Below are 19,414 nucleotides of genomic sequence, written 5' to 3'. Positions count from 1 at the left end.
GATCGATTGCCCCTCACCCTAACCCTCTCCCACAGGGAGAGGGGACCGTACGTGCCACCTATTGGCTACTTTATTTATATATATCAATATATTAAAGGTAAGCTCTGTACATAAGAACAACACCGTACCAGCTCCCTCTCCTGGGGGAGAGGGTTGGGGTGAGGGGGCCGGAGATCACTCCATGCGGACGAAATTCACCAGCCTGGGCTGAGCAATGCGCTGATAATCCCCTGTGTTGAGGATCAGCGAACGCTCCAGCGTGCCAGCATTAAAGGCCAACTTATCAAAGCGCTCAAACAGCAGCGGATCGGCCACCAGCAGCAAATCCGGGTGGAAGCTGAACGGCGGGATCGCGCCAAAGACGCAGTCGGTCAGTTGGTCGACTTCCACCGGGCTGGCCAGTGAAGCGCGAGTACCGCCAACACCCTGTGCCAACGCGCCGAGATCGGCCTGTTGGTCGGCGGGCAGGATGGCCAGCACGTGCTGCTTGATGCCGTTGCCCTTGACGTGGCATACCAACGCTTTTGCCCCTTGCCCTAACTGGGTGCCGCGTATCTTGGCGACTTCTTCGGATTTCCCTGCCGTGGGATGCTCAACCACGCGATAGCGGGCTTGGTGTTGGTCAAGAAGGGATGTTAAACGGCTAAAGGTTGCGGTAGACACGCCATGTTCTCCTGAGTGTTGATTATCCTGCCCTATCATAACGCGTTGTGACGGCGAAGAGATCAGCCAAATTATTGATTAAACAGCGGGCTATTTTTTTGTTTTGACGGATAATACGCAATTATGAAACGGGATTTTAATTTTTTGAAAGGAAAGGGGCGTGAAGACTAATCTGTCGTTGTTTACCCAGCCGAAGTTCGTCTGGCTATGTGCGGCTTTCTGCTGTTTGCTGTGGGGCAGTGCCTACCCGGCAATTAAAAACGGTTATGAAATTTTCCAGATCGCCACCGACGATCTCCCCGGCAAGATCGTCTTTGCCGGTTACCGCTTTGTGATTGCAGGGGCCTTGCTGTTGCTGTTTGCCATCTTGCAGGGTAAACCCATCGGCCGTTTGTCACGGCGCCAGTATGCACAGTTGGTGGTGTTAGGGAGCACGCAAACGGCGCTGCAATACGTCTTCTTCTATATCGGTCTGGCCTACACCACCGGGGTAAAAGGATCGATCATGAACGCGACCGGCACCTTCTTTAGCGTGTTGCTGGCGCATTATATTTATAAAAACGATCGCCTTAGCATGAATAAAATCGTCGGCTGCGTGGTGGGCTTTGCCGGGGTGATGGTGGTGAACTTCAACAGTCAACTGATGGACTTCAGCTTTAGCTGGCTGGGGGACGGTTTTGTGGTGATCGCCGCGTTTATCCTTTCGGCCGCTACGCTGTATGGCAAGCGGATTTCTCAGACCGTCGATCCGACTATCATGACCGGCTGGCAACTGGCCATCGGCGGCGTGATGCTGACGGTAGGGGGATATCTGGCGGGGGGGCGGTTAGAGTTCCACGGTTGGGCATCGGTGGCGATCCTGAGCTACCTGGCGCTGCTGTCCTCGGTCGCTTTTGCGCTCTGGAGCCTGCTGCTGAAATATAACCGCGTGGGCATGATTGCGCCGTTCAACTTCCTGATCCCGGTTTCCGGCGCGGTGCTGTCGGCCATTTTCTTACAGGAAAGCATCATGGAATGGCGTTATGCCGTGGCGCTGGTGCTGGTGTGCTTTGGTATCTGGCGGGTCAACGTGGTGCGCAAAGAGGCATCGTAGGGGCGCCTGCTGCGCCCAGATGCTGATTTTGCTAAGTCACACCATTGGGCGGATATAGTCCCACAGGCGTTCCCAGTTAATCAGCACCAATACCACGGTGGCGGCAAACAGAATAAACATGATCTTTGAGAACATGATATCAACACTCCTTGTTAATAAAACGGCGTCCCTGCCCGGTTTAAGGGCGATTTTCAGGCAGTGTACAGGGGGAAAACCAGGCGATATAGAGGTGGTGAAACATTTCAGAAAAGACCAGGTGTTTGCTTAAATAATGGACTGCTGACGAGGGGGTGATAATAGGGCAGAGATTTCCCTGCCCCGAGTTTTACCAGGGCGTTAATTCAGGATGCCGTTGAGCACCAGCATGGTAATCATCCCGCCCGCCGCGGGGATCAGCGTACGGCGGACAATCATAAACGGCGAGCATTCACCCGCCTTGCTGACGGCAATGATCACCCCGGCCACCGGGGAAATCGATCTTCCCATACCGGCCATCAGTTGCATTGGCAGGATCATGCTGACGGCGCTTTCGCCAAACTTGGCGGCAATGCCTGGAGCCAGCCCAGAGAAGGAGAAGAACGCCGCCACGCCGGAGCCGGTCAGCGCCGCGGTCACGCAGACCAGCAGGGCCATCACGATCGTCATATTGCCAAAACCGAAGCCCGCGGCCTGAACGGTGTGAATAATGAAGTCAACGGCCCCGATGATCTGTAAGCCCTGGGCGAAAACGTCGGCACACACCAGCAGGGAAACGATGCTGGTAAACATGGTGCCCATGCCTTTGAAGAACACCTGGATGCCTTTGCAGGCGGTTTTGAAATCTCTCCGTACCAGCAACTCGCAGAAAAATGCCAACAGGGTGCCGATAATCATCGCTGTCACCACGTCAATCTTGATGCTGCTGATCACCAGCGGGCTGAAGACGATCACCAATATCACCGGGAACACCGGCAGGAAAGCGTAGAATGCCGGTACCTTGGCTGTATCTTCGCTGGTTGGCTGTTCCACCTGCTGTTGGGTGACGATGTGCCCGTCTTTGGCGTCAAAGTAGCGTGCGGTGAAGAAGATCAGTACCGCTACCGCCAGCATCACGCCGGTGGCGACCGGCAGTTGGTAGTGGGCAAAGTAGACTGCGGTTTCCATACCGGCATGTTTGGCTGCCAGGTTGGCGGTGCCCACCGCCGGGCCGAGATCCATAAACGCCGACATGCCGATCATCGAGGCGGCGGCGGCTTTACTGACACCAAGCCGCACCAACACCGGGAAGAAGGTGACCAACAGCAGCATCGCCAGACCGGCCGCACTGGAAATCGCCACGTGCAGCAACTGGGATAATATGTAGCCGATCGCCAGGATCAGGTAAGGAGCCTTGATCATCTGCAAGGGTTTGATGCACAGATTTACCATCGAGTTCGACGCTTTGATGTGATCCATATAGTCGGCAAAACCGCCCGCCGCCATAATGATCAAACCGATGCCCGCCACCTGGGTGGTCAAAGACTCTTTCACGAACGCGAAAATATCCCCGCCAACCCAGCCGATGGATTTGGCCTTGCCGTACAATATCGATTGCTCGGGAAAGAACACCGCCGTGATCAGCAGCAGGCTCAGCCCCGCCAGCAGTAACACGGTTTGCGGCTGGTAGTTTTTGATAATAAACCAGGCCGCCAATACGGTAACGATCATCCCGATGATAAATCCAGTCATCATTTCCCCTTATGAGTGTTTGGCAAAAAACTCATGCAATAGCGTGTTGTAATAATCCGGAGCCTGGAAATAAGGCGCATGGCCCATACCGGGCATCTCGATATGTTGGGTGTAGGGCACCAGCGCCAGCAGATCGGCTTTGAGCTGTGGTTGCACCACGGCGTCTTTTTCACCGGTGAGGATCAGCGTTGGCATCTTGAGCTGGGGCAGTAGCGGGCGGTTGTCGGCGAGTTGCAACATGCGAGTGGCACGCCTCAGGCCTTCCAGATTGGTGCCTGCCGCAATGTCTGCCGCATAGTCCAGCACCGCTGTGGGCACATCCGGGAAGGGCAGCAGATCTCGAGCGCGGTTTCTGCCGTAGGCTTCGCGGCCGATTTCGGCGAGCTCTTGTAGCCGCTTTTCCAGCTTTTCCGAATTTGGGGCCGACTCTGGCGCGCCATAGCCGGGATGGGTGCAGGACAACACCAGATTTTTTATCCGCTCTGGATAGCGGGCGGCGTAGCGGCTGGCAACGGTGCCGCCCATTGAATGCCCGACGAGGGAGACTTTCTCTGCCCCGCAGTGTTGCACCCACTCATGCAGCATCAGCACAAAAGCGTCGATCTCGGCTGGAACCAGCGCGGAGTCGGCATAACCCGGTGCATCCCAGGCCATGACGCGGTAGCGGGGAGAAAAGGCGGCAAACTGGAATGGCCAGGCTTTTGAGCTGCCCAGAATACCGTGTAAAAAGATCAGGGTTTCGCCCTCACCGCAGGCGCGGAAAGATAAATTCCCCTGTGAGGTACGTAGAATTTGCTGCTCAGGGCAAACAGGGATTGCGCTGTTTTCACTGCTCATGATAAAGCCTCTTTTCATTAAATAAACGCCAGAGATGGATTGCTACATGGCATTCTGGTAAGTCAATGCTTAGCCCTAAAGCAACAGGGCTATAAAGATGGTTGTTGAATATTAATACTGCCTGGTGTTGGTGTTATTTATTGAAAACGTTAAATGCCTCGAATAACGACTCCATGACGTTGAAGTTCTCGTTTAATTCGTTGCTTTTCACTTCGCCCATATAATTGACCAGCGCTTCGATTAATACGAAGCCCGCGCTGCGGCTGCTGAACAGCCCGCTATGCTGGCTCTCCATCAGCAACATCGCCGTGGCGAAGTGGCTGAACGGATTGACGGCATTATCGGTGATGACGATGGTATCGCCACGATGTTGATAAAACCATTTTATCAACCTTGTCGTCACGCTGGAAAAACGATAATAAGAAATCGCCAGTAGCACATCGCCTTTTCTCGAGTCGATTAACTTATGCGGTAAATTGGCAATATTGGCATCCAGCAGCACGATGTCTTTTTTGATATAGCGGCCAAGCAGATAAAAATACTCGGCCAAGGCATGTGCCGTTGCGCTGCCAATCACATACAGCCTTTTTTCCGGATCGCAAATCAGCGCGATGGTTTTCTCCAAATGCTGGCGATTGATGTTTTTCAACGTATTGTTGATATTATCGGTGATCTCGCCGCAGTGTTTTTCTATGAATTCGATGCCGTTTTTTCTGTTTTTGCTGTTGTCGAAGCGTTCTATGGGGGAGATGTTTCTGCGCTGCTCTGGCTCGATGGTGGACTCTTTGAAGTCACGAAAGCCGGTGAAGCCGAGCTTCATCATAAATCGCCCCAAGGTTGACTTGGCGATGTTGATCTCATGGCAAACATCGATCACTTTGCTGTAGGGGATGGACTCAAAGTGTTTGTCAAAATAGTCGATGATACGCCGATCCGTTTCGGTCAGATTATCAATGCTGGCAATACGTTGAGTGAATTCCGCTCTGTTCATGTCAGTTTTCCCCTCTACGCCATTTCTTCCTTCATTAATAACAAAACCCAAGGGAGAAAAAAGGGGAATCAAAAATTCCCTTGTCAGAAGTGTGTGTCATCTCTCATTCCCTTCTGACCCGCGCTACCGCTTGCTTTGGCAGTAGCGCGTTCTCCTCAAGTTACGGTTGTACCTTGAACTCGCCATGCTGTTCAAACCAGGCAAATTGCTCTGCGCCATAGGCAGACATCTTCGAGCCGCTATGCCCAACGTCGGGCAAGGTCGTAAAGCGCCAGTTGAAGTCGACCTTATAGCGTTTGGCTTTCTGCTGCGCCGTCAGGAAATAGCTTTGTGCACGGGTTAACCGGCTATCCCCCTGTGCCAAGGCTTCATAAGAGCGGCGTAGCAAAGGGTGATACGGATCGTTATCTTTTTCACCGACGGTGATCAGCACGGGTTTGGCAAAGTAGTCGGCCAGCTGTTTTTGCGTCACTTTCACCGGCGCATTGTCCAGGCCATAGGGCCAGGGGTTTTCCACATCTGGCATGGTCCACCATCCGGCTGCCGCACAAATGGCGGCTTTGACATTCGCCTCAGGGACAAAGGTCAGCATCCGGTGAACAAACTGGCAGCCAGCGCTGTTACCAAATAAATAATAGTCTTGTTGTTTGGTGATCCCCTGTTTTTGCATATCGGCAAACAGATCGTCAATGACCGTGAAGGCCCATTCCCCTTTAGGGTTGACCTGGTGGGTTTTGGCATTCTCGATATTCCCCAGGTTATAGCCGTCGTTACCGGGATAATCGGCTTCGGAGAACAGCGGAGCGATGACGATAAGTTTGTTTTTCTTGGCATTTTCTACCCATGAGTCGCGGTACTCATCGGCGTTACGGTTCAGCCCGGTCAGGACAAACACCACTGGGGTGTTGGCATTGGCACCGGGAGGCTGGTAGCTGAAGACCTCCATCTTCTTGCCGGTTTGTGGCACGGTGAAATCGAAACTACCGCTCTCTTTTGGCAGCGCGGCTGCGTGGCTGACGCTGGCGCTCAACGCTAACACGGCGAATAAACTGAGAAAATTGTTCATGTTTTCCATCCTTGCGCAGTGATTAAAATTCGTAACGTAACCCAAGTACCCACAGGTTTTCTGCCGAATCGTAGCTTTCCCGATCGTCATAAATGTAGGTGGCAGAAAGATGTACATCTTTTTTCAGGCGATATTCCAGTTCAGAGATCCACTGTTTGCGGTGAGCGTAATCATTTTCAGACTCGATCAACTGCGAGTAGCCACCACGTAGCGCGACTTTGCTGGTAAACCAGTATTCGGCCAGCGAGTCGAAGGCATCATAATCTTTGTCTGACTTGCCGGTTTGCTCGTAGGTTTGTCGACCAACGTTGATACCAAGATAAGCCTTGTCGTAGCTGAGGCGTATGCCAATCCCTTTTTGGGTGTAGTCGGTGTAGTTGCCGCTTAGGCTGGTATTTTTGGGGTCTTTGGTCATTTTCTGCCAGGCAATCACCGGTTTGATTTTTAGTGGCGTACCCATCACCGGGAATTCAAAAGCGTAGCCGAGGCTGGCCATATAACCATCGTCAACGGTGCTGTCGCTTGCACCGTTACCCATCACGTAGGCGGTGCGAACGTCCAGCCCGCCATAGGTATATTCATATTGTAATGTGCCGTCCTGACGGTTCCATTGATAGGAGGAGTCGATACGCGTGCCGACCCAGTTGGAGTAAACGTTAGCCGTGTAGTTCATGTAACGATCGGTGATGCCCATCCACTGGTACATCGGGTTGCGCGTACGGCCAACCATCAGTTTCCCCAGATCCTTACCGTCAATCCCGATATAGCCATAACGAATATCCCAGTTATCTTCGGCGACTTCGGTATCGTTCTTTTGAGTATTAACCTGCCATTCCAGCTTGCCAAACAGGCCGAATTGCTCATCGAGCTTTTGTTTGGCTTCAAAGCCAAGACGGCCGGTCAGGTTGGTGGCATTGGTGTGTTCATCTGTCCATTCATTGCCGGTTTGTGCCTCGATACGGCCATAAATATCGAGTTGTGTTCCTTTACTGTTATAGACCGTCACCGCCTCGGCGGCGCTGGTGGCTAGCAGGGCAGGAAGGAGTAATGCCAGAGGTATTGTTTTCATTATTATGATCCTGTGTAAGGTAAGTCATTTTTCTTTTTTATAAACATGAGGCGAACTAAAGCGACTCACTTAAAAATAATGAGTTGAACTGGATGCATTAAACACGCTAAAGACTTGTGCTTGAGGTGATTAATTTATTTAACAGTAAACAGAAAATAGCGAACCAATGAGCAACCTACGCCGCACATGATTTAATGCTGATAAGCAAGTCCAGGTTTTATTTTTTAGTTATCGCCCTCTTGGTGGTTGATTTTTACACTATAGGAAGAGGGGAACCGTTGTGAATGGGAATCAAAAATTCCCTGGTTAAATATGTGAGTGCTGGCACAAATATATATTACGGATAAAGACATCGGGGGGAGGTAAGCAGTTTTTTTGAGGAGAGCAGACAATAAAAACCCCCGCACAACGTGGATTGTGCAGGGGTTTCGGCAAGGCAAGGACGTTACTTCTTCTCTACGGCTGCCTGGATGGCATCTGCCAAGGTGCTGACGTGCTTTTCTGCCGTTTTCAGCTGGTATTCGACACCGTTGCCGTCGTTGGTGTCAGACAGCGTGGCTTTCAACAGTTCCAGTGCTGCCTGCACCGCCAGTAATCTGCGTTTTTGCTCTTCCGTTGGAGCGATCCCAGAGCCAAAATAATTCTCTAACATGTTCATTTCCTTTCGCTAGACCTACCGAAATGGCAGACAACACAGGTTACATGGGGGGGATACCCGCCATTTTCAAGGCATTGCCTTGAGTGCTGTCTCTTGTTGCAACGGCTTTGAGCCATTTTGGCGCGCACTGTTGATCCAGGCAAACGACCCCATCAGCGCAATCACCGTCAGTAAAATATACTCTAACGACATGGCATAAACTCCCTGAATGGCGTAAATCACTACGCTGATCACGTCAATCAGCACCCACAGCAGCCAGTTCTCGACGTATTTGCGCGTCATCAGCACCATGGCGGCGATCGACAGCACCAGCATGGTGGAATCCCACAGTGGGAAGGCGTCTGGCTGCAGTTCAGGCATCACCACCGAAAGCCCCATTCCCTGCATAATGCCGATGGCAATGCGCGTCAGCACGGCGAATACCGGATCGATAAACAGCGACATCAGGCCGATGGCCACCACGCAAACCACCAGCAGCGTGAGAGCCTTTTGCCGTGGCAACCAGCGGATTTTCAGCGCGGCTTCGTTATTTTCGTTTTGACGGCTCCAGGCATACCAGCCGTACAGGTTGGCGACGAAGAAAAACACCTGTAACAGCAGGCTGGCGTACAGCTGAATCTGGAAGAAGATAGCGGCAAACAGCGTGACGTTAATCAAACCAAACAGGTAGTTGATAATCTTCTCTTTGCTGGCAAACCAGATGCACAGCAGGCCAAACACCGTACCTATGGCTTCGATCCATGACAGGGCATAACCACCTTCGCCCAGAGGAATGTTGACCATGACGTTATTGATGCTGAAAAAATCCATTATTGCGTCCTCTCAAGATGATCCTGATACAGCGTTTCGAGCGCGAGCACGATTTCGCGTTCCTCGCCACGTTGGCAGGAATGCTCCTGCTGTTGATAGTCGTTGATGCTCTGTTCCAGGCACCCCTGGTGTTCCACCACCACGTTCAGGATAGAGGCAATGCGCATATTACGCAGTGCGCCAACGACCATCAGCGGGGCGGTTTCCATATCGGCGGCGAGAATACCTTTGGCCGACCAAAAATCGGTGATCTCCTGTTCGCGATCGGTGTAGAAACTGTCATGGCTACGCACATAGCCACAGTGCGTACTGTATCCCAGTTTTTGTGCCTGTTGGCGCAGCAGATAAACCAGGCCGCAGTCGGCACTGGCCGGATAGGCAGCAGGAATATAGGCGTTGCCGGTGCCTTCATCGCGCACTGCGGCGCTGGCGATCACCAGATCGCCCAGCTTCATTGCAGTTTGCATCGCGCCGCAGCTGCCAATGCGCACCAGGCAGTCTACGCCGATCTGATGTAGTTCTTCGGCGGCGATGGCGGTAGAAGGACCTCCCATGCCGGTGGAAATCACCAACACTTCCACACCACGAAACCAACCACGCAGCGCCCGGTATTCACGATTTTGGCCAAAATCCTCCACCTGTTCCAGAAAGCGGGCAACGTGTTCGACGCGTTGCGGATCGCCCGGTAATAGCGCGTAATGGGCGTGTGTCATCTGCCGGCTAAGCCGGATATGCGGTTGTAATTGAGTCATGGAACTTACCTGCGTTTTATACTGGTTGGCGCTAAGGCCAAAAATTAAAACTCGGCCTGCTGGTGTAACCGGACTGGGTCGATTACCGCAATCCGTTCGCCATTGACCGTAATAATTTGCTGCTCGCGCAGTTCAAACAGGATGCGGTTGATACTGCGTGGGGCGACGGCAAACTGTTCGCTGAGCTGTTGTTTATTAATGGTAATTTCTCCTTCATTTTTGGCTCCCTGGTGTTGGTAGCTTTGCCACAGCGCATGGCAGACGCGCTGGTGCAATGAATAGAGACTGTCTTCGCCCGCTTTTTTCGACAGCTGATAGTACTGGCTGCTGAACGACTGAATGATTTTCTGGTTGAAGTAATTGTCGACCGTCAGCCAGTGGCAAAAATCGCTGCGTGAAAGCGTCAGTAACGTCACTTCACTGGTCGCTTCTACCGAGCAGATATACGGCCGTTGCTCAAAGATCTCGAGCTCACCCAGCATATCTCCGGCGTGGTAGCGTGCCTGTAAATATTTACGCCCATCGTCGGCGTGAATAAATACGTCCACATTACCCTGCGCTATCAGGTGAAATTCATGACAAATTTCATGCTGTTGACATATCAGCGTACCTGGCCTGACTTGCTGCAACTGCCAACGGCGTAAAATAGCCAACGGGCAATATTTCAGCAGGTCGTAAAGTATGGCATCACCGGTAACCAACTCGACAACGCTCAACCATTCACTGTTTTTTTTGTCGTTCTGCATAGCGTTAACTATAAAGTTCCTCTGCAGGTAAGGACAGGACGCCGGTCCGACGGCAACATCAAAAAGGGGGTAAAACTGGAAGCTGGCTCTGATATTAGAATATTGGTCGGGACATTTGTCCCAGCTTGTTTATCGGCAGGGTAGGGATGTGATGGCGCTCACATATTAAATGGAGAAAGAGGGAGCAGGGAAAAGATGGGGAAAATTATTTCCCCATCTTTGGCAGTACTAATTATAGTTTCGGAAAGTTCACAACATCCGTCACCATATCATCAATGGCTTTCTTCACGTCGGCCAAGGTGATTGGGGCATTTTCATTATTGACCGTTTTACCCAAGCCTTTACGGACTACGGCCAGGACCGTTTTACCGGTATCTTGATCGATCAGTTTGATTTCCATGAATAACGCGGTATCTTGCGTTCTGTGTCCGCTGGCGGCCATGGTGGTGGCAATGACGGCTCCAATAGGAACAACTTCATAGAATTGCACCCCTTCGTTTTCAGCCGTTACCGCAGTAATGGCAACTTTGGCAACCAGCACGCGTGAGCCTGATGGGGTAGGCAACAGCGTTGTACGTTGTGCAACGGCATTTCTTAGTGTGGTGCTGGCGTATTCTCTGATCTGATCCAGCGTTTGCTGACTCACCCGAGCAGTGGGTTTTGCCGGTGGGTAGAAGACCAATGGGGTAATATAAATGCCACGATAGTCAGACTCTTTAAAACCGGGAGCTACCCAGCGCAATACCTGATGCCCGCTAGCGGTTTCAGTTTTTTGCAGTTTGCTATAGTCCTGCAGGAACCCGGAATACTGCGTAGTTTCTGCAACCTTGGAGGTACATCCCGCCAGCAACATACCCGCAGCCAAAGCGGCCGCGGCAACGCCAAAACGATTTTTTTTCATATACTTCTCATCATGAAGTAGGGGTGGTTTGTGCCTAAAAAATATAGCACTATCCTGCAAAATAAGACATGAGAGAGCTCTTACAGAAAAATAACGTTGTTACAAATTGGTTTTTATTACTACAAGGATAGCTTATTAATAAACCTCAAAGCTATGGCATTGCGAAGGGTTCGTAATGCAAGGTCTGTAATTTACTAGGCAAGCGGCGATCGGCGCGTTGCACACACCACAAAAAACCATGTTGCCATTGGTTACAATTAATCTCCTGCCAGAGTGAAAACCGCAGGTTTGTCAGTGCCTTCTATCAGGCGTTACATCTGGCACGTCATCCTTACTCAAGCATGACATTTCTATACACTCGCGCTGGTAAAGTTATTCCAACCCGATGATGTTGTGTTAGTCCTGTAGTGTATTACCATCCCTTTGACTTTATCCCGCCTTGTGCGGGATTTTTTTTGCGCGCTCGGCGTGTTTAATTCGTTATCCCGTCTGGCAGTTGTTAGACAGCGTGGTGACTTGCTGGTTAAAGGGGAGGCTGTTTCAGTGTGATCCACTTTTTCTGCACAATTGAAGGTTATGATAAGCCGGTTATTAGCCCGTTTGGGTTAACACTGCATTTCAACACTTTATGCCCGGTTCCTAGCCGGGCTTTTTTACGCCCAAGATCTGCTGAAACTTGCTGCTTTACGATCGCTAACTGCGCTGGGCGGTGGGCCTGTGCCGTAACTGTCAATTTAGTTTTCGACCTCCAGCCAGCCAGCAGCTCTTTACGGGCTTTTTTCATTGCGCTTCTGCTGGCATTGCAGGAAAATAACCCGCAAGTAAGAAGAGTCTTAACCTTATACCCTTATAATTTCTCATAGTTTGCTATTTCGGTGGCGTTAACAATTTAGACTATGCTGTTAACAAACCTTTTCGTTAAAGCGATGAGTCCAGCGAACAAGGGTTTAAATTTCCAGAGGCGAATTAAACTAATAAGACACGATAGGGTTTTTGATTGATTTAATTGACCATTTTAATGGGGCGCGGAGTGGTTCGTTTTTCTTTTTGGGGGAAAGAAAGCATGCTTATAATCAGAGTTGTTATTATTGCCTCGCGGGTTATTTCATGAGTGCAGAAAGACAGCGTTTGCCAGCGACGGTTCTGCTGGTCAATGTATTTTTATTGGCCTACCTGCTCTCCTTGTTCGGCATTTTCACCCGCCCGCTAGGGTCACTCTCCCTGTTTTGGCCGGTGAATGCTATTTTGCTTGGTTTGATGCTGCGTAAGCCTGACTATGCGACGATGTTGGGATGGGGCGGCACCTATCTTGGCATGATCGCCGCCGATCTCAGCACCGGCGAAAACTGGCCACTGGCGCTTTGGCTAAATGCCTGCAATATGGCGCTGATTGCCACCGGCTATGCCGTGATGTCGATGCTGCCCAAGTCTCAACGGCGTATGGGCAAGCCCCAGGCGATTTTGTATATGTTTACCGCCTGTCTGCTTGGGGCCGCGTTGTCGGCAACGCTGTCGGTGTTGCGCACTGACAGTCAATACAACAATACGCTGCTCATTGCCTGGATGTCCTGGTTTAGCGAACAGTTCTCGACCAACCTGTTAATCCTGCCGGTCTTACTGGCTGCGCCACGCTTAAAGCAATTGCTGAGCCTGCAGTTTGGCTGGCAATGGCGTTCCAGCCTGCCTTTGCTGGCGTTGTTGCTTTCGTTGGCGCTTAGCGTGTATATCGGTGGACCGGGTGCGATAGCCTTCCCGATCCCCGCACTGCTATGGTGCGCCGTGCGTTATCATTTATTTACCGTCACCTTGCTGACGTTTCTCACCGGGGTGACGGAGATTATCAGCATTTCTGCCAATCTGATGCTGTATGAAATGCCGGGAGCGCGAGGGGCGGTCATGGACAGCCTGATGTCAGCGCGTTTGGGGATTGCCATGTTGGTGATGGGGCCGCTGATTTTGTCCAGCTCGATTGCCGTTAGCCGAAAACTACTGCGCCGGCTGGAGCACAGTGCGAACCACGATTTCCTTACCGGGGCACTGGCGCGTAGTGCTTTAACGCGCAAAGGCAGGGAAATGCTGGAACAGAAGCAGCGTATGAAGGAGGCGGTATCGTTGTTGTTAATCGATATCGATCACTTCAAACTGATCAATGATACCCATGGTCATGCCATAGGTGACCACGTTCTGGCGGCATTCGCCCATATTTTGCGGCGTGAACTGCGCCACGACCAGCTATTTGGCCGGCTGGGGGGGGAAGAGTTTGCCATTATGCTGCCACGGGCACTGGGGACGCAGGCAGTGGCCTTGGGGGAACATTTGCGCCAGCGGATAGAAAGTGCCGAGTTGAACCCCAACGGCAAGGCACCCTTGCGGATCACGATTAGTGTTGGCGTGGCGAGTTTGGCAATGAATGAGGATAAATCACTGGAACAGCTGATGAATATGGCAGACATTGCGCTTTATCGCGCCAAGTCCCAGGGCCGCAACTGCGTCGAATCGTTTAACATGGTCAGCGGCAACAGCCTCAACCATGTCATATTCAAATAGCGTTTTAGCCCTGTTTTGGCGTGAATTGCGTGCCGCAGTTGGGGCAAATCAGGGTGCTGAGTTTACGCAGTTTTGAACATTGCTGTTCGGTAACATAAGCACATTTTGGGCAGGCAATTTGAGTGGTGCGGTTATTGTAACCTTTAACGCTGGTGGATTCAGACATATCGCGTACCTGTGTCAGGTGAAAACCCACGCTAACACAGGTGCCATTAAATAGCTTTGAATGTTTTCAGGGGCTATAGGGTCTTCAACGCCTGCACGGTTTCATCGATATCGATTTCATGCTCAGAGAAGACGTGGGTCGCGTTCTGGAAGGTGGTGATTGAGAGCATACGCAGCGTTTCAGTGGCGGTTTGTGGCGCAACGGCGACTTGCGGACGGATACGGTTCATCAGCAGCCCAACGGACAACACGGTGTTCTCTTTATCGACCTCCACCTTGACCGGCACTTCTTTGGTGAAGGTATCGAAGGATTTGATGCTGGAGATTTTGATTCTCTCGTTGGCGATGGTGATGTACTTGCTTGGTGCCTGAATCTTTACCGCATAGGCCGATGGCCCTTTGGTATTGTTGGTTGGCTCAAAGGTTACCAGCGCGTTTTTCTTAATCAGCTCTGGGTTTTGCACTTTAATCACGTGAAAATAACGATTTTCCCCGTTCTCGTCGGTGATAAAACCGAAGCCTTTGTCTTCAAAAAAAGTCGTTATCTTGCCGTTCATGGTCATTCTCATCAGGTCGTTCGTAACAACGCTAATGATAACGCGTAATGCCGCACAGTGACAGGGGGCGGTGTTTCATCAGCAAGGCGAAAGCCTAAAAACTGTGGGTTGAGGGGCAATCATGGGCTACAGAGGTGTTTAATCGGCTGCTCAACGGTTTTTTGGCGGATTGGGCTGCCTTGGACATCTCTGGAAACCGCGGACATCAATTTACATGGCAAATAACCGACTTTTTCACTTTTTATCGATTTTATGTGATCTGTGTTGTGGACAAAATCCCGTCTAATTGCTGTACTGTATTGGACACACATTTTGTGTCTTACATTCACGTTAAAGGTAAGTTTGATGTCTAAGATTAAAGGTAGCGTTAAGTGGTTTAATGAATCTAAAGGTTTCGGTTTCATTACTCCAGAAGATGGTAGCAAAGACGTTTTCGTTCACTTCTCTGCCATCGCTAGCAATGGTTTCAAAACTCTTGCTGAAGGCCAGCGTGTAGAATTTGAAATCACGAACGGTGCCAAAGGGCCATCTGCTGCTAACGTTATCGCTATCTAAGCTACAGTAGCCAAAATTGTTAAAACCCGCTCCATGAGCGGGTTTTTTATGCTTTTTTTTTCAGGCCCGGAACGGTTAAGAGAACAGGTAAAGCTTGATGAAGGCCAGCACGATCAGCACGCACGCCAGGGTGACAATCCATTCGGTAGTGGTTTTTGGCAGGTTAAACATTCAATTCCTCACTCAGCCCTAGATACTGAGCGAGGATTATCCCGATGGCAGATTAAGAAAACATTAAGCTCCGGGATTTAATGGCCGTAGAACGCTCTGACCAGCATAAAGGCCAACAGCGTCATCGCCAGCGAACCCGCCAGGTTGAGCAGCATATTGGCGATGGCCCAGACAACGCGATCGTCCTGCAACAGATAAACCACTTCGAGCGAGAAGGTAGAGAAGGTGGTCAGCCCGCCGCAAAAGCCGGTAGTGATCAGTAGTTTCCAGACCGGATCAATGTGTGTCATGCGGATAAACAGCGCCAGGGCCAGCCCGATGATGAACCCCCCCACCAGGTTTACGGTCAACGTGCCCAATGGAATATGCGGATGTAGAGGGTTGAGCTTAAGGCTCACTGCCCAGCGCAATACGCTACCCAAACCACCGCCAATAAACACAGCCAGTAAAGAACTCCACATGGTGATAAACCCTATCTAAAGATGGAAGAGGCTCAGAAAGGTTCAGGCAAGCGCCTACGTACCTCTCTGAGAGGTTACGTAGACATCATCAGCCTGTGAAAGGCGGTTATGGAGGAATGTCATCTCCGTTGGTTGGCGCGAAGCAATCGCGCGGGGCAGATTTTACACCTTGTCGCTGTAGTTTTGTAGTAGCTTCAGCCAGACAGGAATTACTCACTTCAATTCAATAGCCGCACCTAATACCGCGACACCTAATGCCAGAGACAGGTGGGAGTCGTGCAGGTTAGCCGACCGTTGAGCGCATGGATGCGCGATACGAGACCCCAGGGATGGGTTTACGGCGTGTCGGCGTTCTGTATGACTCCCACCTGTTACACTATTTCTCGAAGCCATTTATCCAACCAATTTATCAAATCATTAAGCTATCAACTTAATAAACTAGTGGGCTAGCATTGATGTACGGCGAGTTCCTGCCGGTTGCGGCCATTATTTTTTGCCCGATACAGTGCGATATCGGCGGCCTTCAACCACTCCTGGTAGTCGGGCATCGCGGGCTGGTAATCGGCGACCCCAGCGCTGATATTCAGCTTTAACCCAGGAGCTTCACGGAAGGTGACCTCGTTCAGGCGCTCCTGAATGCGGTGGAGCGCCAGGCTGGCCTGTTCGGCACTGGTATTTGGCAACACCGCGCCGAACTCATCACCGCCGTAGCGCCCAACGATATCCATCGCCCGCAGCCCCAGCACCAACTCTTCCGCCAGAACGATCAGCGCCTCATCCCCCACCCCATGGCCAAAGGTGTCGTTGATGGCTTTGAAATGGTCAATATCCATCAGGATCAGCGTAGCCGTATGATTATAGCGCCGGCAGCTATCAAACTCATTGTGCAGCAGGTGCTCCCAATGGCGGCGGTTAAACACGCCGGTCAAGCCATCACGCGTGCTGATGCGCAACAGTTCCTGTTGCTTTTCTGCCAGCCGCTTGGCGGTTTGGTAGGTCACATAACCCAGGAATACTGGGTAGATGAAGATCATCGGCAGACACAGATAAACCTGCAGCGGTGTGGATTGTGGCGTAAAGGGGAAGCCCAGTATCGCACTGGTAACCAGTGCCCCGATAATTTGCGCCACCAGCCCTTTGAAATACAGAGACGGCCCGCCAGAAGCGATATTGTTCATCCCCATCATCGACAGGATCACCACCGCGGGGAGCGCATTGAAACCCATGATGGCGACCCACATCCCGCCTAACAGTGCATCGATGAGCAGGTTGCGGATCTCGGTGGCGTAGGGGGCTTCGCTGCGGATAGACCACTGATAAGCGATATGTGGCCAGATAAAGCCATTCACTGCCAGCAAGATCCACACGCCAACCGGCTGGTGCTCTGGATAGAGCGCCGTAAGTACGCACCAGAAACCAATCCCCAGGCCGACAATACGTGGCAGGTAGAGGCGCCTGGCGAAGTTGAGGCCTGCACGCCGGGTGTTAAAAGCCGATGGAGCTGTAGGCATCCCATGTTTCCCTGTGATGAATTATACAGCCGGCCTGGAGCCGGAAAAAAGCGAATAGCCAAGAATATGCCCTATAATTTAAGCATAGAACATCTCGGGTAGATCTCACCTTGTTACAACTGGTTGTTGTTATAGCCGAAAGAAAGTCGCTAAATACCTACAGACGAAGTTTGTTCCCGCGCTGCGTTCTGCAGCCATAAATGAATAAAGAAGGTGATTATGGAAGGTATCAGTATTACCAAGCTGCTGGTAATTGCGGTGTTGATCGTGTTGCTGTTCGGCACCAGCAAACTGCGTACTCTGGGCGCGGATCTGGGGGCGGCGCTGAAAGGCTTTAAAAAAGCGGTGGGCGACGACACCCCTCCTGTACAGAATACGGCTGAAACACCTACCGCGCAGCAGAGCGTCGAAAAGAAAGACGTTTAACCGCCTCTGCTGTTGAGCCATAAAAAACGGATGCCGCAAGGACATCCGTTTTTTGGCGTTAATCGCAGGTGAAGCGTAACAAAAGATTACCGCGGTTACTTCACTTCCAGCCCTTTGGCCTGCAAGTCCGCATGATAGGACGAGCGCACAAACGGGCCGCAGGCAGCATGGGTAAAGCCCATTGCCATCGCTTCTTCTTTCATTTCGTCAAACTCCGCCGGGCTGACATAGCGCTGCACTGGCAGATGGTGACGGCTTGGTTGCAGATACTGCCCCAGCGTCAGCATGGTTACGCCATGGCGGCGCAGATCGCGCATCACTTCCACGATTTCCGCGTTGGTTTCACCCAAACCTACCATCAGGCCAGATTTGGTCGGAATAGAGGGGTGAGCTTCCTTAAAGCGCTCCAGCAACTTCAATGACCACTCGTAATTAGCCCCTGGGCGTACCTGACGATAAACACGCGGCACGTTTTCCAGGTTGTGGTTAAACACGTCTGGCGGCGTGGCGGTAAGGATGTCCAGCGCACGATCCATACGGCCACGGAAGTCTGGCACCAGGGTTTCGATCTTGATGTTCGGGCTCTTGGCACGGATGGCCGTAATACAGTCGGCAAAGTGCTGCGCGCCCCCGTCACGTAAATCGTCACGGTCAACCGAGGTGATCACCACATAGCGCAATGCCATGTCGGCAATGGTTTGCCCCAGCTTTTCCGGCTCGTTGGCATCGGGAGCCACCGGGCGGCCGTGAGCCACGTCGCAGAACGGGCAACGGCGGGTACAGATGGCCCCCAGGATCATGAAGGTGGCGGTACCGTGGTTAAAGCACTCAGACAGGTTCGGGCATGACGCCTCTTCGCACACCGAATGCAGGCCGTTTTTACGCATTGCGGCTTTGATACCTTGAATGCGCGTAGAGTCGGCAGGGAGTTTGATCTTCATCCACTCGGGTTTGCGTAACAATTCCTGGCGTTCGGTGACCACGGTTTTTACCGGGATTAACGCCATTTTGTCTGCATCGCGGTATTTGACGCCGCGTTCCATCTGAATCGGTTTACTCATAATCGTGCAGGTTCCAGTTACGAAGCTCGACCGTCTGGTAGCCGAGTAAATGAACAAATTCCTGTACCAGAATGGGATGCACATCGGCGATCCCGACACCTGGTGCCAGCGCGCTGACCTGTGTCATCTGCATTCCGGCATAACCACAGGGGTTGATGCGTAGGAAAGGGGTGAGATCCATAGCGACATTCAGGGCCAGGCCATGAAATGAGCTACCTTTGCGGATCCGCAAGCCTAATGAACAAATCTTGTGTTCGCCCACGTACACGCCGGGCGCATCCGGGCGCGCGCGTGATTCGATCTTGAAATGGGCGAGGGTATTAATAACGGTCTCTTCCAAGGCCGTGACGAGTTGGCGAACACCCACCTTATTGCGTTTCAGATCCACCATCACGTACATCACCTGCTGGCCGGGGCCATGATAGGTGACCTGGCCGCCGCGATCGCTCTGGATCACCGGGATATCGCCTGGCATCAGCAGATGTTCTGCCTTACCGGCCTGGCCTTGGGTGAACACGGCTTGATGCTGCACCAGCCACAATTCATCGAGCGTGGATTCGTCGCGGTGATTGGTGAAGCTGTGCATGGCTTGGGATACAGGCTCATAGGGCTGCAACCCCAGCTGACGGAGAATGATCTTATTGTGTTGCAAGCGGGGCATCGTCAG

At 51.8% G+C, this 19,414-nt stretch carries 22 protein-coding genes and 1 riboswitch; of the genes, 4 read left to right on the top strand and 18 right to left on the bottom strand.

Going from position 1 to position 19,414, the window contains the following annotated elements; translation table 11 throughout:
- Window positions 1-174: 174 nt before the first annotated feature.
- On the bottom strand, window positions 175-663 hold the full coding sequence (locus tag ACX9GU_RS19850) for a YbaK/prolyl-tRNA synthetase associated domain-containing protein (RefSeq protein WP_473192648.1): 489 nt from the start codon (window positions 661-663) through the stop codon (window positions 175-177).
- 160 nt (window positions 664-823) lie between these two features.
- On the opposite strand from ACX9GU_RS19850, the gene ACX9GU_RS19845 reads away from it, so the two are divergent.
- The gene (locus ACX9GU_RS19845; RefSeq protein ID WP_473192647.1) at window positions 824-1,756 is read left to right on the top strand and encodes a DMT family transporter; all 933 of its coding nucleotides are present in this window, start codon (window positions 824-826) and stop codon (window positions 1,754-1,756) included.
- A 336-nt stretch (window positions 1,757-2,092) separates the two neighbouring features.
- Here the strand turns inward: ACX9GU_RS19845 and dcuC are convergent, their stop codons facing one another.
- The 11 genes from dcuC to ACX9GU_RS19790 form a co-directional block, all read right to left on the bottom strand.
- On the bottom strand, window positions 2,093-3,463 hold the full coding sequence (gene dcuC / locus ACX9GU_RS19840; RefSeq protein ID WP_021180026.1) for a C4-dicarboxylate transporter DcuC: 1,371 nt from the start codon (window positions 3,461-3,463) through the stop codon (window positions 2,093-2,095).
- Between the two features lie 9 nt (window positions 3,464-3,472).
- Window positions 3,473-4,300 carry an alpha/beta fold hydrolase gene (locus ACX9GU_RS19835; protein ID WP_473192646.1) on the bottom strand — a complete coding sequence of 276 codons (828 nt, stop codon included), beginning with the start codon at window positions 4,298-4,300 and terminating at the stop codon, window positions 3,473-3,475.
- 133 nt (window positions 4,301-4,433) lie between these two features.
- Window positions 4,434-5,291, bottom strand: coding sequence for a MurR/RpiR family transcriptional regulator (locus ACX9GU_RS19830; RefSeq protein WP_021805347.1), 858 nt, complete (start codon window positions 5,289-5,291; stop codon window positions 4,434-4,436).
- 160 nt (window positions 5,292-5,451) lie between these two features.
- Window positions 5,452-6,357: a hypothetical protein gene (locus ACX9GU_RS19825; RefSeq protein WP_473192645.1), complete on the bottom strand. Its 906-nt coding sequence runs from the start codon at window positions 6,355-6,357 to the stop codon at window positions 5,452-5,454.
- A 22-nt stretch (window positions 6,358-6,379) separates the two neighbouring features.
- Window positions 6,380-7,426: a porin gene (locus ACX9GU_RS19820; RefSeq protein ID WP_473192644.1), complete on the bottom strand. Its 1,047-nt coding sequence runs from the start codon at window positions 7,424-7,426 to the stop codon at window positions 6,380-6,382.
- 445 nt (window positions 7,427-7,871) lie between these two features.
- Entirely contained in the window at window positions 7,872-8,078 is a 207-nt protein-coding gene (locus ACX9GU_RS19815; protein ID WP_025123912.1) for a hypothetical protein, read from the bottom strand.
- A gap of 72 nt (window positions 8,079-8,150) precedes the next feature.
- Window positions 8,151-8,894, bottom strand: coding sequence for a nicotinamide riboside transporter PnuC (pnuC, locus tag ACX9GU_RS19810; protein ID WP_202809674.1), 744 nt, complete (start codon window positions 8,892-8,894; stop codon window positions 8,151-8,153).
- Window positions 8,894-9,646 carry a nucleoside phosphorylase gene (locus ACX9GU_RS19805; protein WP_473192643.1) on the bottom strand — a complete coding sequence of 251 codons (753 nt, stop codon included), beginning with the start codon at window positions 9,644-9,646 and terminating at the stop codon, window positions 8,894-8,896. The genes pnuC and ACX9GU_RS19805 overlap by 1 nt, the downstream gene beginning before the upstream one ends.
- 44 nt (window positions 9,647-9,690) lie before the next feature.
- On the bottom strand, window positions 9,691-10,392 hold the full coding sequence (locus tag ACX9GU_RS19800) for a Crp/Fnr family transcriptional regulator (RefSeq protein WP_021180018.1): 702 nt from the start codon (window positions 10,390-10,392) through the stop codon (window positions 9,691-9,693).
- Window positions 10,393-10,624: 232 nt separating this feature from the next.
- Window positions 10,625-11,293, bottom strand: coding sequence for a DUF3313 domain-containing protein (locus ACX9GU_RS19795; protein WP_473192642.1), 669 nt, complete (start codon window positions 11,291-11,293; stop codon window positions 10,625-10,627).
- A gap of 574 nt (window positions 11,294-11,867) precedes the next feature.
- Window positions 11,868-12,077 carry a hypothetical protein gene (locus tag ACX9GU_RS19790; protein WP_473192641.1) on the bottom strand — a complete coding sequence of 70 codons (210 nt, stop codon included), beginning with the start codon at window positions 12,075-12,077 and terminating at the stop codon, window positions 11,868-11,870.
- Window positions 12,078-12,400: 323 nt separating this feature from the next.
- Between ACX9GU_RS19790 and ACX9GU_RS19785 the strand changes: the two genes are divergently transcribed.
- Window positions 12,401-13,840 (top strand): GGDEF domain-containing protein, encoded by a 1,440-nt coding sequence (locus tag ACX9GU_RS19785; RefSeq protein WP_473192640.1) that lies wholly within the window; start codon window positions 12,401-12,403, stop codon window positions 13,838-13,840.
- 4 nt (window positions 13,841-13,844) lie between these two features.
- Here the strand turns inward: ACX9GU_RS19785 and ACX9GU_RS19780 are convergent, their stop codons facing one another.
- Together ACX9GU_RS19780 and ACX9GU_RS19775 are read right to left on the bottom strand one after the other, a co-directional pair.
- On the bottom strand, window positions 13,845-14,006 hold the full coding sequence (locus ACX9GU_RS19780; protein WP_178380872.1) for a YnfU family zinc-binding protein: 162 nt from the start codon (window positions 14,004-14,006) through the stop codon (window positions 13,845-13,847).
- Window positions 14,007-14,079: 73 nt separating this feature from the next.
- Window positions 14,080-14,562, bottom strand: coding sequence for a cold-shock protein (locus tag ACX9GU_RS19775; protein WP_473192639.1), 483 nt, complete (start codon window positions 14,560-14,562; stop codon window positions 14,080-14,082).
- Window positions 14,563-14,907: 345 nt separating this feature from the next.
- On the opposite strand from ACX9GU_RS19775, the gene cspE reads away from it, so the two are divergent.
- Window positions 14,908-15,117 carry a transcription antiterminator/RNA stability regulator CspE gene (gene cspE / locus ACX9GU_RS19770; protein ID WP_002210315.1) on the top strand — a complete coding sequence of 70 codons (210 nt, stop codon included), beginning with the start codon at window positions 14,908-14,910 and terminating at the stop codon, window positions 15,115-15,117.
- Window positions 15,118-15,365: 248 nt separating this feature from the next.
- Here the strand turns inward: cspE and crcB are convergent, their stop codons facing one another.
- Together crcB and adrA are read right to left on the bottom strand one after the other, a co-directional pair.
- The gene (gene crcB, locus ACX9GU_RS19765) at window positions 15,366-15,749 is read right to left on the bottom strand and encodes a fluoride efflux transporter CrcB (RefSeq protein WP_473192638.1); all 384 of its coding nucleotides are present in this window, start codon (window positions 15,747-15,749) and stop codon (window positions 15,366-15,368) included.
- Window positions 15,750-15,821: 72 nt separating this feature from the next.
- A riboswitch (Fluoride riboswitch) is annotated at window positions 15,822-15,885 on the bottom strand.
- A gap of 310 nt (window positions 15,886-16,195) precedes the next feature.
- Window positions 16,196-17,260, bottom strand: coding sequence for a diguanylate cyclase AdrA (gene adrA, locus ACX9GU_RS19760; RefSeq protein WP_473192637.1), 1,065 nt, complete (start codon window positions 17,258-17,260; stop codon window positions 16,196-16,198).
- Between the two features lie 219 nt (window positions 17,261-17,479).
- Here adrA and tatA point away from each other — a divergent pair, with 219 nt between their 5' ends.
- Window positions 17,480-17,686 (top strand): Sec-independent protein translocase subunit TatA, encoded by a 207-nt coding sequence (tatA, locus tag ACX9GU_RS19755; protein WP_173409654.1) that lies wholly within the window; start codon window positions 17,480-17,482, stop codon window positions 17,684-17,686.
- Window positions 17,687-17,781: 95 nt separating this feature from the next.
- On the opposite strand, the gene lipA is transcribed toward tatA, so the two are convergent.
- Window positions 17,782-18,747: a lipoyl synthase gene (gene lipA / locus ACX9GU_RS19750; protein ID WP_473192636.1), complete on the bottom strand. Its 966-nt coding sequence runs from the start codon at window positions 18,745-18,747 to the stop codon at window positions 17,782-17,784.
- The gene (lipB, locus tag ACX9GU_RS19745) at window positions 18,740-19,408 is read right to left on the bottom strand and encodes a lipoyl(octanoyl) transferase LipB (RefSeq protein ID WP_473192635.1); all 669 of its coding nucleotides are present in this window, start codon (window positions 19,406-19,408) and stop codon (window positions 18,740-18,742) included. Before lipB ends, lipA begins: the two co-directional genes overlap by 8 nt.
- Between the last annotated feature and the right edge of the window lie 6 nt (window positions 19,409-19,414).

The organism is Serratia sp. K1WW1 (genome assembly GCF_055790865.1).
The sequence above is the reverse complement of the archived record's forward strand: the minus strand, read 5'-3'. Positions and strand labels throughout refer to the sequence as shown.